Source organism: Streptomyces sp. NPDC029674 (assembly GCF_044903205.1).
Classification (GTDB): Bacteria; Actinomycetota; Actinomycetes; order Streptomycetales; family Streptomycetaceae; genus Streptomyces.
The window spans coordinates 604770-618166 of record NZ_JBJDPY010000002.1; the positions used below are offsets into that span (position 1 = coordinate 604770).

A 13397-nucleotide genomic window follows, 5' to 3' on the forward strand; every position below is an offset into this window, starting at 1 on the left:
GCCGTCCGGGGGGCCTTTCGGACCTTTCCCCGCGCGGGAGTTCGCCCACCGGATCGCCCGGCAGTTCACCCGGGAGTTCGGCCGCAACCGCACGAGGCGTGCCGCCCGCCGTGCACCGACGCGTACGCCGTGGGCCGGGGCCCCGCCGCCGCCCGCGTCACTCGGGCGGCGGCCGCGCGTCCTGCCGACGACTCCGCGTCGTGCACCACTGTGCCCCCGACGAGCGTGAGGCGCACCTCGACCGAGCTGATATCGGCCACCGGACACCGCGTCACATCGCGGTCGAGCACGATGAGATCGGCCGCTTTTCCTCTCTCCACGGTGCCGGTGACGTGCTCCATACGGAGCTGACGGGCGGTGCCCAAGGTGTGCATGAGCAGGGAAGACGTACGACTGACGCCTTCCTGCGCGCGGTACAGGTCGCCCTCGCCCTCCATGCCCTCGCGGTCGACCGCGGTGCGTATCTGGTTCCAGACCTGTAGAGGGTCGACCGGCCAGTCCGAGCCACCCGCGAGCGCCGCGCGCCGCTTCTGGAGACTGCGCGCCGGGTACTGCCACCGGTGCCGCTCCGCGCCGATGTAGGGCAGCAGGGCGTCCATGGTCCACGTGTTGCGGACGGCCCACTGCAGCTGCATGCAGGCGACGACGCCGAGCGCGGCGAACCGGGGGAGGTCGGCGGGGTCGACCAGTTGGAGGTGTGCCGTCGTGTTGCGGAGATCACGGCGGCCGGTCTTCCGCAGCGCGTACGCGTATCCGTCCAGGGAGGTGCGCACGGCGCGGTCGCCGATGGCGTGGGCGTGCATCTGCCAGCCCTCGGCGTTGAAGGCGGCGCTCAGCCGGCCGTAGTCGCCGGCCGTGACGTACAGGTCGCCGCGGTGGCCGGTGGGCCTGCCGTCCTTGTCGAGGTAGGGCTCCAGGAGCGCCGCGGTCTGCGCGGGATGCTCGATGACACCGTCGAGGAAGACCTTGACCGTGCCGAAACGCAGTCCGCGTACGTCCTCGAAGTCGGCGCGCAGCCCTTTCGCGTACGCCACCGCCGCGGCCGGATCCTTCGTCAGACCGGTCTCCACGCGCAGGGCGGGCACGATGCGCTGGAGGAGGCGGTCCGACTCGGCGAGCCGCTGATAGAGCTTCAGCTCGCCGCGCCCCACCACCGCTTCCATGAAGGTGGTGATGCCGGACGCGGCGGCCTCGGCGAGGATTTTCGCGGCGGCTTGCGCCAACTGAGTCTCGTCGGGCTCGGGGATGTGCCGGGAGACGAGCGGCTGGGCGTCGTCCTTCAGCACTCCGGTCGGCTTGCCGTCCGCACCCTTCACGATCTTGCCGCCCACCGGGTCCGGGGTGGTCGCGGTGATCTTCGCGATGTCCAGGGCGCGCTGATTGGCCCACAGGTTGTGGCCGTCGCCGCCGCGCAGCGCGATGGGGCGCCGGGTCGGCAGGGCGTCGAGCATGGAGTGGTGCGGGGCGGTGCCGTGGGGGAGGAGCCCGACCGGGTTCCAGTCCTCCACGACCAGCCACCCGTCCGGCTCCTGTTCCGCCGAGTCCTGGAGGAACCCCGTCAGCGTCTTCCGCAGCTCCTCGACCGTCTGCTCGGCGCCGGCCAGCGACGGCCGCAGCGAACGGCTCGCGGCGTCCATCGGATGGGCGTGCCCGTCGTGGACGCCGCTCATGACGGTGCCGCCCCGCGCGTCCACCACGTCGGTGTCGCGCCCGACGAAGCGCTTGACGGCGCCGTCCGTACCCACGGCGAGGATCCGCCCGTCCCGCCCGACGGCCACCGCCTCGTGCCGGGCGTGGCCCGAAGTGCCGGTGAACACACGGGCGTTGTGGATGACGAGGGCGGCGGAGCGCCGGGGAGAGGACGCGGCCTCGGCGGCTCCCGCGGCGCCTGCGACACCGGCGGCTCCCGCGGCCGCCGCGGCGAGGAGCCCACGCCGGGAGAGCGGGGACGGCGGAGATACGTACGACGGGGACTCGACCGGTCCGGACACGACCACACTCCCATGCTCAGCGGCGACGAATGGGTGGAACCCTCGACGAGTAATCCGTTAACCAGAACCCGCCCTTGGCGACGGATTCCGTACGATGTGCCGCGTGCCAGGGCCGACACTCGCCGACATAGCCCGCGCCGCGGAAGTATCGACGGCGACGGTCTCGCACGCCCTCAACGGCACAGGCAGGGTCGGCGACGCCACCCGCCGCCGCGTCCGCGAGACCGCGACACGGCTCGGCTACGGCGCCCCGCGCCCCCTGCGCAGCCGCACGCTGGGCCTCGCCGTCACCACGTTCGCCACCGCCTGGAACTACACCGAGATCGCCTACTTCTCACGCGCCGTCACGGCGGCCATGTCGGCCGCGCACGCCCACGGCTACGCCCTCACCACGCTGCCCGCCGACCGCGCCGCCGACGACTCCTGGCACGGCCTCGCCGTCGACGGCATGCTGATCATGGACAGCCCGCGCGGCGACCCGATGGTCCGCGCGCTGCGCGCCCGTGGCATCCCGCTGGTCTTCGACGGCGTCCCCGGCGACCCACGGCCGGGCGACCACTGGGTGGACAACGACCACGACGCGACCACCCGCGACGTCCTCGACCACCTCGCCGCATCCGGCGCCCACCGCATCGCCCTGCAGTCCGGCAACGGCGACGAGCACTACGCCCGCGCGGTGACGGCGGCGTACGAACGGTGGTGCGGGGAGCGCGGGGCGGCCCCGCTGATCGTGCCCTTCGACGTGGCCGACGCCCAAGGGCACGCGTTCGACGCGCTGTTGGGCCGCCGGGACCACCCGGACCGCCCCGACGCCGTCTACGCCGCGTACGACCCGGGCGGCCGCCAGCTGCTCGCCGCCGCGGCCCGGCACGGGCTGCGCGTCCCCGACGACCTGCGCGTGGTGTGCGCCAGCGAGGACCGTGGCTACGCGGCGACGGAACCGCCCGTGACCACGGTGACCCTCGACCCGGAACGGACCGCGCGCGTCGCCGTCGCACTCCTCGTCGGCCTGATCGAGGGCGCCGGCGCGGCGGGGCCGGGCCCCGTGGTCGTACCCGCGCGACTGCTGGTCCGCGCGTCGTCGGGGTAGTCCCCCGCCCCGGGCCTACGGTTCCCGCACGGCCCCGGCGAGCACCGACACCACAACCTTCCGGACGGCCTCCCGTGCCACGCCCCCCTGTGCCACGCCCTCCCGTGCCACGTCCTCGCGACCCGCGAAAAGCAGGTGCCCGCTCCCCATGAGCGTGAACGCGAGCGTGTCGGTGTCGGTGTCCGGGGCGACGCGGCCGAGTTCGCGCTCCGCCGTGAGGTAGGCGGCGAGTACGGAGCCCGCCTCCGTCAGGAGAGGGACGCCGGCCGGCGTCGTCCGCCGCAGCCGCGCGCGGAGCGTGTCCCGCGAGGTGATCAGGCCGAGGACGCCCAGGGCGACGGGGCCGAACAGGTCCGTCAGGGCGGCGGTGACGTTGTCGACGACGCTGCCCGCCCCCGCGGCCTCGCGCAGCGCGGCGCCCCGCGCCTCGACCCCGCGGATGCGGTCGAGCACCAGCTCGGCGAGGAACGCGTCGAAGTCGGCGAAGTGCCGGTGCAGGACGCCCTTGGCGCAGCCCGCCTCCGTGGTGACCGCGCGGCTGGTCAGCGCGCTGGGCCCGGCGCGGAGCAGCACGCGCTCGGCGGCGGCGAACAGCTGCTCGCGCACATCGCGGATGGCCACACCTGTCGGCACGCGGGCCTCCCTGTCTCTGTGTCTCCGTGGCTTCGGCGGCCCCCCGGTCCGTTGACGAGTGGGCAGGTGCCCACCATAGTGGGCGCATGCCCACTGACCCAGGGAACGCACCCCACCGACACCGCGGGATGGCCGAGTCGTTCGGCGTGGACGCCGAGCGCTACGACCGGACGCGGCCCCGCTACCCCGACGCCCTGGTGGACCGGATCGTCCGGGCGGGCCATGGCTCACGGCCCGCCGTCCTCGACGTCGGCTGCGGTACCGGCATCGCCGCCCGGCAGTTCCGCGCGGCGGGCTGCTCCGTGCTCGGTGTGGAGCCCGACGGGCGGATGGCGGACTTCGCGCGGCGGCTCGGCGTGCCGGCCGAGGTGGCGACGTTCGAGGCCTGGGACCCGGCGGGCCGCGAGTTCGACGTGGTGGCCGCCGGTCAGGCCTGGCACTGGGTCGACCCGGTCGCGGGAGCGGCGAAGGCCGTGCGGGTACTGCGGCCCGGGGGCCGGCTCGTGGTGTTCTGGAACGTGCCCGAGCCGCCGCCCGCCGTGGCGCGGGCGTTCGCCGACGTCTACGAGCGGGTGGCCCCGGACTCGCCGGTCGACGTCCGCGCGACACCGAAGCAGGCCCTGGACGGCTACGGTTCGCTGCTCACCAAGGCCGCCGAGGGCATCCGCGCGGCGGACGGGTTCGGTCTGCCCGAGCGGTGGCGCTTCGACTGGGAGACGACCTACACCCGCGACGCGTGGCTGGACCAGCTGCCGACGCAGGGCACCCTCACCCGGCTTGCGCCGGACGACGTGTCCCAAGTTCTCGACGCGGTCGGCGCGGCCGTCGACGCGATGGGCGGCGGCTTCACGATGCGCTACACGACGGTGGCCCTCACCGCGCAGCGCGTCAGGACGGCCCGGCGGCCCGATTAGGATCACCTGCTCATGGAGACGAGCAGCCCGGCCCCGGAAATGACCGCCGTCCCGGCCGGACGGGTCACACTGTCGGACCGCCGGACGCGGCGCAGCTGGCAGGTGGACGTCGAGCCCTGTCTGCTCGGGGCGTTCCCCGTCACCCAGGGGCTGTACGCGGCGGTCACCGGCGAGCGGCCCGGCGCCACGCACGGGGACCGGTTGCCGGTCGAGGGCGTCTCCTGGTGGGACGCGGTCCGCTTCTGCAACGCGCTGTCCCTGCGAGACGGCCACACCCCCGCGTACCACCTCGACGACGGGACCGAAAAAATCCTCTGGGACGAGTCGGCCGACGGCTACCGGCTGCCCACCGAGGCCGAGTGGGAGCACGCCTGCCGCGCGGGCAGCACGGGCCCGCACTACGCCCCGCTCGACGAGATCGCCTGGTACCGCGCCAATTCCGACGAGCGCCTCCACGAGGTCGGCGGCAAACGCCCCAACGCGTGGGGCCTGTACGACATGCTCGGCAACGTCTGGGACTGGTGCTGGGACGTCTACGACGCCGAGGTCTACGGCTCGTACCGTGTGCTGCGCGGCGGCGGCTGGTTCGACGAACACTGGAGCTGCCGCTCTTCGGCCCGCCGCCGCAGCCACCCGAGCTACCGGGTGGACGACGTGGGTTTCCGGCTGGCGCGTTCAGCGGTCCGCTGAGCCGCGATGGCCGCGGGCGCGGCCACGAAGGCGAGGGCGCCGCACAGGACGGCGAGGATCGGGTAGCTCGTCGCGGCGGCGACGATGCCGGAGGCCAGGCCGCCGACGGCGCCCGCGACGGCGATGGCCACGTCGACCAGTCCCTGGACCTTGGCGCGGGTGGCCAGGGGCGTGCTGTCGGTGACGATCGCGGTGCCGGTGACCAGGCCGAAGTTCCAGCCGACGCCGAGCAGGACGAGGGCGACGGTGATCAGGGCGAAGGAGTGGCCGGGCGCGAGGGCGGCGGTCACTCCCGCGGCGAGCAGCGTGCCGGCTGTCACCACGCTCATCGCGGTGGCGCCGAACCGGTCGACGAGGCGGCCGGCCAGTGGTGACGGCAGGTACATGGAACCCGTGTGCAGGGCGATGACCAGGCCGGACGCGGCGGTGCCGAAGCCGTGGGCGTGCATGTGGATGGGGGTCATGGTCATCACGGCGACCATGACGAGCTGGCTGAGCACGAGGACCACGACACCGACGAGCAGGCCGGGCCCCGACCGGGCGGGGGAGCCCGCGGGTGCCCCCTCGGGAGCCGAGGCCGCGGGCAGGGTGCGGGCGAGCACCAGCGGGTCGGGGCGCAGCCATATGAGGAGGGTGAGCGCGGCCAGCGTGAACGCCACCGTGGAGAAGAGGAACAGGCCGGTCAGCTCGGGCAGGTGGAGCGCGGTCGCGAGGTGCCCGGCGGGGGTGGCGAGCAGCGGTCCGGCGATGCCGCCGGCGGTGGTGGCGACGATGACGGTGGAGGTGGCGCGGGCGCGCTGGTGGGGTGCGGCCAGGTCGGCTCCCGCGTACCGGGCCTGGAGGTTGGACGTGGTGCCGGCGCCGTAGAGGAACAGGGAGACGAACAGCAGCGCGGGGCTGCCGAGCGCGGCCGCGACGACGACACCGGCACCACCGACGGCGCCGGTGAGGTATCCGGCTGCCAGCCCGGGGCGGCGGCCGAGGCGCTGGGAGACGCGCCCGATGACGACGGCGGCACCGGCGGACCCCGCGGTGAGCAGGGCGATGGGCAGCCCGGACAGCGAGGTGTTGTGAAGCATCTGTCCGGCAAGGAGACCGGCGACGGTGACACCGGCGGCGAGGCCGACACCGCTGAGGACCTGGGAGACGAGCAGCACGGTCAGAGTGCGCTTCTGCACCGCGGATATGGCGGGGGCGGGCGCGGAGGCGGTGGCGGGCGGGGTGCGGGCGGGGGTGCGGGGCAGGTGGGCCATGGGGGTCGTACTTTCGGGTGCGTCAGTGCGGGCTGTCGGGCATGCCGTAGGCGTCGGCGATCAGCTCGATGGAGCGCAGCCTGGCTTGGATGGAGTGGCCGACGCCGCCGATCATGAGCTCGTCGGCGCCGGAGTCCCGCTGGACCTGGTTCAGGTGGGCGGTGACCTGCGCGGGGGTGCCGTGCGGGACGTGGTGCAGCCAGCTGTCGACGGCCTGGCGTTCCTGGGCGTCGTAGGGGTGGGCGTCCACTTCCTCGGGGGACGGCAGCAGGTAGGACTTGCGCTGGAACATGCGGAGCATGGCGTGCGCGAGGGTGTCGGCCTGGCGGCGGGCCTCCCGCTCGTCGTCGGACGCCGCGACGGTGAAGCTGACCAGTGCGTACGGCTCGGCAAGGGCCTCGGACGGAGTGAACCGCTCGCGGTACAGACGCAGGGCGGCCACGACGTCGCGCGGGTTGAAGTGCGCGGCGAAGGCGAACGGCAGGCCGAGCCGGGCGGCGAGCCGCGCCGAGTAGCCGGACGAGCCGAGCAGCCACACCGGCAGGCGGCCGGCGGGCGGAGTGACGCCGTTGAGCCGGTCCTGGGCGGGCCCCGGCACGGCGTACACACGGTCGGCGTAGGGGTGGTCGGCCGGGAAGTCGTCGCCGAGGAAGTGCAGCAGTTCGAGGACCTGCTGGGGGAAGTCCTCGGCGTCGCTCGCGCCGCGGCGCAGGGCGGCGGCCGTGGCGTGGTCGGTGCCCGGGGCGCGGCCCAGGCCCAGGTCGACGCGGCCGGGGGCGAGGGCGTCCAGCATGCCGAACTGTTCGGCGACGACCAGCGGCGGATGGTTGGGCAGCATGATCCCGCCCGCGCCGAGCCGCAGCCTGCTGGTCTCCGCGGTGAGCCGGGCCAGCAGGACGGGCGGGCTGGAGGTGGAGACGCCGGGCATGGCGTGGTGCTCGTTCATCCAGTAGCGGGTGAAGCCGCGCCGGTCGGCGAGCCGGGCGAGTTCGATGCTGCCGGCCAGCGCCTGTGCGGCGGTCTGGCCGGTGCCGGTCATGGCGGAGTCCAGTACGGACAGGGCGGCGGGGGCGGAGCCGTGGCGGGTGCCGCGGATCGGGTCGGTCATGGTGGTGCGGTCCTTCGGTGGTGCGGTCCTTCGGTGGTGAGGGAGGGGCCGGGCGCCGACCGGCGCCCGGCCCCTGTGCTCAGCGGGCGTGGGTCAGCCGCGGACGCCGAAGTCCACGCGGTCGGTGAGACCGGCGGCGGCGAAGGCGTCGACGAGCTCGTCGCGGCCCTCGGTGAAGTGGGCCCAGCTGTCGTAGTGGACGGGGACCACGCGGCCGGCGTCGAGGATCTTCGCGGCCTCGGCGGCCTGGGCGCTGTCCAGGACGATCAGCCCGCCGTCGAAGACTTCGGTGAAGCGGGGCGCTCCGGCGAAGAGGAGGGCCGTGTCCACCGGGGCGAAGCGCTCGGCGATGTCCCTGACCGCGTCGAGGGAGGCGTTGTCACCGCTGACGTAGACGGTGGGCAGGCCCTCGCCGGTCAGGACGAACCCGACGACCTCGCCGCAGATCGGCTCGACCTCTTCGCGCGGGCCGGGGCCGTGGATGGCGGGCACGCCGGTCACGGTGACCGTGCCGGGTCCGCCGTCCCGGCGCTCCAGCTCGACGGACTGCCAGTCGGCGAGACCGGTGGCCGCCTCCCCGAGACGCTCCCCGCCGCCGGGGGTGGTGAGCGTCAGCGGGACGTCGGCGAGCAGGGCACGGCCGGAGGTGTCGAGGTTGTCGGCGTGCTCGTCGTGCGAGAGCAGCACGACGTCGACGCGGCCGAGCTCGGCCGGGCTGCCGGCGGCGGCCGCCGTCTTGGTCAGCATGACGGCCGGCGCCCCGTGGTCACCGGGCCCGTCAAAGGTCGGATCGGTAAGAAAGCGCAGGCCGCCGTAGTCGAAGAGGGCGGTGGGGCCACCGAAGACGCGTACGGGGAACGGGGCGGTCTGCGGGTTCGGGGAAGACACGAGAAGGGTTCCTCACGGATAGAGTGCGTGTTAACCGTGATACGACAGTACGCATGCCTCACGGATAAACGCAACCCGTACCATGAGAAGCGTGGGAGGGTTCGCGACGGAAGGGACCGCGACAGGGGCCGCGGAACAAGCCGCGGCGAGAGGCCGCGGAACAAGCCGCGGGAGGGCCCACGGGGCAAGCCGGCGGGAGGGCCCACGGGGCAAGCCGCGGGAGGGCCCACGGGGCAAGCCGCGGGAGGGCTCACGGGGTAAGCCGAGGAAGAATCCGCAGGGCGGGGCCGCGAACAAGCCGCGGGAGAGGTCGCGGGGTAAGCCGAGAAGGAATCCGCAGGGCGGGGCCGCAGAACAAGCCGCGGGAGAGGTCGCGGGGCAAGCCGAGGAGGAATCCGCAGGGCGGGGCCGCAGAACAAGCCGCGGGAGAGGCCGCGGGGCAAGCCGCGGGAGGGCCCACGGGGCAAGCCGCGGGAGAGGCCGCGGGGCAAGCTGCGGGAGAGCTCGCGGGGCAAGCCGAGGAAGAATCCGCAGGGCGGGGCCGCAGAACAAGCCGCGGGAGAGGCCGCGGGGCAAGCCGCGGGAGGGCCCACGGGGCAAGCCGCGGGAGAGGCCGCGGGGCAAGCTGCGGGAGAGCTCGCGGGTCAAGCCGAGGAAGAATCCGCAGGGCGGGGCCGCGGAACAAGCCGCGGGAGAGCTCGCGGGGCAAGCCGAGGAAGAATCCGCAGGGCGGGGCCGCGGAACAAGCCGCGGAACAAGCCGCGGAGCAAGTTATGGAAGAGGCCATGAAGGAAGCTGCAGGAGAAGCCGCACGAGGACCCGCGGGAGAAGCTGCGGAGCAGGCCGCGGCGGAGGTCCCGGAAGAGGGTGCGGGAGGAGTCGTCCTTCCGGCCGCGCCGGGTGAGGACGCGTATCCCGCCCTCGCCCTGGCGAACAGCGCCGTCGCCCTGCCCGGCGGGCACACGGCCGATCTCCTGGGAAGCCCGGCGCTAGCCGAACTGTGGCTGACGCGGCGCGACCTCGCCCCGGCCGGCGCCGGCCTCGCGGAGGTGTGCGCGACGCAGCTGCGCTCGCTGCGCGAGCAGATCAGGTCGCTGCTGGCCTCCCGCGCCGCCGGGCAGCCCGCCCTCCCCGCCGCCGTCAAGGCGGTCAACGACGCGATGACCCGCGTCCCGACCGCGTCCCTGCTGGCGTGGGACGAGAAGACCGGCCCCTACCGCGCCGCCCCCCACCCCACCACCGCGATCGTCGAGCACGCCCTCGCGGTCATCGCCGCCGACGCCGCCGACCTGCTCACGTCCCCCGACGCCGCCCGCCTGACCGCCTGCGCCTCCCCGCCCTGCAACCGCTTCCTGCTCAAGCACGGGCGCCGCCAGTGGTGCTCGACCCGCTGCGGCGACCGCGTACGCGCCGCCCGCGCCTACGCCCGCCGCACGGCGGAGTAAGCGGGCATGCGGGCGCGCCTCGTCGTACCCAGGGGTGATGTACTAGAGTTATCTCGACATCGAGATATCTGCCGAGGCGCACCAGAAGCCGCCACTCGGTAAGGGTTACCTAACTAAGCCTTACCTTAGCGGACCGACGAGGAGTCGTGGCGGCAGGATGTACGGAACGCGCGAAAAAATCTGAAGGAGACTGTCGTGTCGGCGAACAGCTTCGACGCCCGCAGCACGCTGCGCGTGGGCGACGAGTCGTACGAGATCTTCAAGCTGGACAAGGTCGAGGGCTCCGCACGCCTTCCCTACAGCCTGAAGGTGCTGCTGGAGAACCTTCTCCGCACCGAGGACGGCGCGAACATCACCGCCGACCACATCCGCGCGCTCGGCAACTGGGACTCCCAGGCACAGCCGTCGCAGGAGATCCAGTTCACCCCGGCCCGCGTGATCATGCAGGACTTCACCGGCGTCCCGTGCGTCGTGGACCTGGCGACCATGCGTGAGGCCGTGAAGGAGCTCGGCGGCGACCCGGCGAAGGTCAACCCGCTCTCCCCGGCCGAGCTGGTCATCGACCACTCCGTCATCGCCGACAAGTTCGGCACCGCGGAGGCCTTCGGCCAGAACGTCGAGCTGGAGTACGGCCGCAACAAGGAGCGCTACCAGTTCCTGCGCTGGGGCCAGACCGCGTTCGACGACTTCAAGGTCGTCCCGCCGGGCACCGGCATCGTGCACCAGGTCAACATCGAGAAGCTGGCGCGTACGGTCATGGTCCGCAACGGCCAGGCCTACCCCGACACCCTCGTCGGCACCGACTCGCACACCACGATGGTCAACGGCCTGGGCGTCCTGGGCTGGGGCGTCGGCGGCATCGAGGCCGAGGCCGCGATGCTGGGCCAGCCGGTCTCCATGCTCATCCCGCGCGTCGTCGGCTTCAAGCTGACCGGTGAGCTGCCCGCCGGCACCACCGCCACCGACCTGGTGCTGACCATCACCGAGATGCTGCGCAAGCACGGTGTCGTCGGCAAGTTCGTCGAGTTCTACGGTGAGGGCGTCGCCGCCACCTCCCTCGCGAACCGCGCCACCATCGGCAACATGTCGCCCGAGTTCGGCTCGACCGCCGCGATCTTCCCGATCGACGACGAGACGCTGAAGTACCTGCGCCTGACCGGCCGTGACGAGCAGCAGGTCGCGCTCGTCGAGGCGTACGCCAAGGAGCAGGGCCTCTGGCTGGACCCGGCCGCCGAGCCGGACTTCTCCGAGAAGCTGGAGCTGGACCTCTCCACGGTCGTCCCCTCCATCGCCGGCCCGAAGCGTCCGCAGGACCGCATCGTCCTCGCCAACGCCGCCGAGCAGTTCAAGATCGACGTCCGCAACTACGTGGACAGCGTGGACGAGGCGGGCAAGGAGTCCTTCCCGGCCTCCGACGCCCCGGCCACCACGAACGGCGTCCCGTCGAACCCGGTCCTCGTGACCGCCCCCGACGGCTCGACGTACGAGCTGGACCACGGCGCGGTGACGGTCGCGGCCATCACCTCCTGCACCAACACCTCGAACCCGTACGTGATGGTCGCCGCCGCGCTCGTCGCGAAGAAGGCCGTCGAGAAGGGCCTGACCCGCAAGCCGTGGGTCAAGACCACCCTCGCCCCGGGCTCGAAGGTCGTCACCGACTACTTCGACAAGGCGGGCCTCACCCCGTACCTCGACAAGGTCGGCTTCAACCTCGTCGGCTACGGCTGCACCACCTGCATCGGCAACTCGGGCCCGCTGCCCGAGGAGGTCTCGAAGGCCGTCAACGACCACGACCTGGCCGTGACGTCCGTCCTCTCCGGCAACCGGAACTTCGAGGGCCGCATCAACCCCGACGTCAAGATGAACTACCTGGCGTCCCCGCCGCTGGTCGTCGCGTACGCCCTCGCCGGCTCGATGAAGATCGACATCACGACCGAGGCGCTCGGTGTCGACCAGGACGGCAACCCGGTCTACCTCAAGGACGTCTGGCCCTCCGAGGCCGAGGTGAACGACGTCGTCGCCAACTCCATCGGCGAGGACATGTTCAACAAGTCCTACCAGGACGTCTTCGCGGGTGACGCGCAGTGGCAGTCGCTCTCGATCCCGACCGGCAACACCTTCGAGTGGGACACCGAGTCGACGTACGTCCGCAAGCCCCCGTACTTCGAGGGCATGACGATGGAGACCACCCCGGTCTCCGACATCACGGGCGCCCGCGTCCTCGCCAAGCTGGGCGACTCGGTCACCACCGACCACATCTCCCCGGCCGGTGCGATCAAGGCCGACACCCCGGCTGGCAAGTACCTGACGGAGCACGGCGTGCAGCGCCGCGACTTCAACTCGTACGGCTCGCGCCGCGGCAACCACGAGGTCATGATTCGCGGCACGTTCGCGAACATCCGCCTGCGCAACCAGATCGCGCCGGGCACCGAGGGCGGCTTCACGCGTGACTTCACGCAGGAGGACGCGCCGGTCTCGTTCATCTACGACGCCTCGCGCAACTACATCGAGCAGGGCATCCCGCTCGTCGTCCTCGCGGGCAAGGAGTACGGCTCCGGCTCGTCCCGCGACTGGGCCGCCAAGGGCACCGCGCTCCTCGGCGTCAAGGCCGTCATCGCCGAGTCGTACGAGCGCATCCACCGCTCGAACCTCATCGGCATGGGCGTCCTGCCGCTCCAGTACCCGGAGGGCCGGACCGCCTCTTCCCTCGGCCTCACGGGTGAGGAGACCTTCTCCTTCTCCGGCGTCACCGAGCTGAACAACGGCTCGACCCCGCGCACGGTCAAGGTCACCACCGACACCGGTGTCGAGTTCGACGCGGTCGTCCGCATCGACACGCCCGGTGAGGCGGACTACTACCGCAACGGCGGCATCATGCAGTACGTGCTGCGCAGCCTGATCCGCAAGTAGGCTCACGGCACGCAGTAGTTGAGGGCCGCACCCCGTTTCGTACGGGGTGCGGCCCTCGCCGCATCCGGCTACTTCTGCGGCCACCCGCCGTACGGGACCGTGATCAGTTCCATCGCGTGGCTCGACGGGTCCAGGAAGTAGACGCCCTTGCCGCCGTCGTTGCGGTTGATCTCGTCCGGCTGCTTCTGGTGCGGGTCGGCCCAGTACCGGATGCCGCGCGCCCGGATCTTGTCGTACGCCGCGTCGAACTCCGCCCCCGAGACGAGGAAGGCGTAGTGCTGCGGGGTGATGTGCTCCGGGGGGATGGTCGCGAAGTCGAGGGTGACTCCGTTGGACAGGGCCACCGCGATGAACGGGCCCCACTCGGCGGCGATTTCAAGGCCCAACAGGTCCGTGAAGAACTCCGCCGACTCCCGGTTGTCCCGGGAGTGAATGATCGTGTGATTCAGCTGTACCGACAAGGAATGCCTCCAAC

11 protein-coding genes are annotated in these 13397 nt (G+C 72.5%); 5 read left to right on the forward strand and 6 right to left on the reverse strand.

Annotated elements, in window-relative coordinates; all coding sequences use genetic code 11:
* Nucleotides 1-65: 65 nt before the first annotated feature.
* Complete coding sequence (locus tag ACI2L3_RS06685) at nt 66-1991, reverse strand: amidohydrolase (protein ID WP_404751197.1); 1926 nt, start codon at nt 1989-1991, stop codon at nt 66-68.
* Between the two features lie 94 nt (nt 1992-2085).
* Between ACI2L3_RS06685 and ACI2L3_RS06690 the strand changes: the two genes are divergently transcribed.
* On the forward strand, nt 2086-3081 hold the full coding sequence (locus ACI2L3_RS06690) for a LacI family DNA-binding transcriptional regulator (protein ID WP_404751198.1): 996 nt from the start codon (nt 2086-2088) through the stop codon (nt 3079-3081).
* 15 nt (nt 3082-3096) lie between these two features.
* On the opposite strand, the gene ACI2L3_RS06695 is transcribed toward ACI2L3_RS06690, so the two are convergent.
* Nucleotides 3097-3714 carry a TetR/AcrR family transcriptional regulator gene (locus tag ACI2L3_RS06695; protein WP_404751199.1) on the reverse strand — a complete coding sequence of 206 codons (618 nt, stop codon included), beginning with the start codon at nt 3712-3714 and terminating at the stop codon, nt 3097-3099.
* An 86-nt stretch (nt 3715-3800) separates the two neighbouring features.
* Between ACI2L3_RS06695 and ACI2L3_RS06700 the strand changes: the two genes are divergently transcribed.
* Both ACI2L3_RS06700 and ACI2L3_RS06705 read left to right on the forward strand, forming a co-directional pair.
* Nucleotides 3801-4628 (forward strand): class I SAM-dependent methyltransferase, encoded by an 828-nt coding sequence (locus ACI2L3_RS06700; RefSeq protein WP_404751200.1) that lies wholly within the window; start codon nt 3801-3803, stop codon nt 4626-4628.
* 12 nt (nt 4629-4640) lie between these two features.
* Nucleotides 4641-5318: a formylglycine-generating enzyme family protein gene (locus ACI2L3_RS06705; protein WP_404751201.1), complete on the forward strand. Its 678-nt coding sequence runs from the start codon at nt 4641-4643 to the stop codon at nt 5316-5318.
* On the opposite strand, the gene ACI2L3_RS06710 is transcribed toward ACI2L3_RS06705, so the two are convergent.
* The 3 genes from ACI2L3_RS06710 to ACI2L3_RS06720 all read right to left on the reverse strand — a co-directional run bounded on the left by ACI2L3_RS06710 (nt 5267) and on the right by ACI2L3_RS06720 (nt 8567).
* Nucleotides 5267-6571, reverse strand: coding sequence for an MFS transporter (locus ACI2L3_RS06710; RefSeq protein WP_404751202.1), 1305 nt, complete (start codon nt 6569-6571; stop codon nt 5267-5269). The two genes, ACI2L3_RS06705 and ACI2L3_RS06710, sit on opposite strands and share 52 nt — an antisense overlap.
* A gap of 22 nt (nt 6572-6593) precedes the next feature.
* A complete protein-coding gene (locus ACI2L3_RS06715; RefSeq protein WP_404751203.1) occupies nt 6594-7679 on the reverse strand; it encodes an LLM class flavin-dependent oxidoreductase in 1086 nt (361 codons plus the stop codon).
* Between the two features lie 93 nt (nt 7680-7772).
* The gene (locus ACI2L3_RS06720; protein WP_404751204.1) at nt 7773-8567 is read right to left on the reverse strand and encodes an MBL fold metallo-hydrolase; all 795 of its coding nucleotides are present in this window, start codon (nt 8565-8567) and stop codon (nt 7773-7775) included.
* A gap of 785 nt (nt 8568-9352) precedes the next feature.
* Here ACI2L3_RS06720 and ACI2L3_RS06725 point away from each other — a divergent pair.
* Nucleotides 9353-10012, forward strand: a complete 660-nt coding sequence (locus ACI2L3_RS06725) for a CGNR zinc finger domain-containing protein (RefSeq protein WP_404751205.1) — start codon at nt 9353-9355, stop codon at nt 10010-10012.
* A 195-nt stretch (nt 10013-10207) separates the two neighbouring features.
* On the forward strand, nt 10208-12922 hold the full coding sequence (gene acnA / locus ACI2L3_RS06730; RefSeq protein ID WP_404751206.1) for an aconitate hydratase AcnA: 2715 nt from the start codon (nt 10208-10210) through the stop codon (nt 12920-12922).
* Between the two features lie 68 nt (nt 12923-12990).
* Here the strand turns inward: acnA and ACI2L3_RS06735 are convergent, their stop codons facing one another.
* Nucleotides 12991-13383, reverse strand: coding sequence for a VOC family protein (locus tag ACI2L3_RS06735; protein WP_404751207.1), 393 nt, complete (start codon nt 13381-13383; stop codon nt 12991-12993).
* Nucleotides 13384-13397 lie beyond the last annotated feature (14 nt).

What these genes read in the sequence shown, in the direction of transcription:
- ACI2L3_RS06690 (WP_404751198.1), top strand. Translation starts at nt 2,086, where the DNA reads ATGTGCCGCGTGCCAGGGCCGACACTCGCCGACATAGCCCGCGCCGCG.
- ACI2L3_RS06700 (WP_404751200.1), top strand. Translation starts at nt 3,801, where the DNA reads ATGCCCACTGACCCAGGGAACGCACCCCACCGACACCGCGGGATGGCC.
- ACI2L3_RS06705 (WP_404751201.1), top strand. Translation starts at nt 4,641, where the DNA reads ATGGAGACGAGCAGCCCGGCCCCGGAAATGACCGCCGTCCCGGCCGGA.
- ACI2L3_RS06710 (WP_404751202.1), bottom strand. Translation starts at nt 6,571, where the DNA reads ATGGCCCACCTGCCCCGCACCCCCGCCCGCACCCCGCCCGCCACCGCC.
- ACI2L3_RS06715 (WP_404751203.1), bottom strand. Translation starts at nt 7,679, where the DNA reads ATGACCGACCCGATCCGCGGCACCCGCCACGGCTCCGCCCCCGCCGCC.
- ACI2L3_RS06725 (WP_404751205.1), top strand. Translation starts at nt 9,353, where the DNA reads ATGAAGGAAGCTGCAGGAGAAGCCGCACGAGGACCCGCGGGAGAAGCT.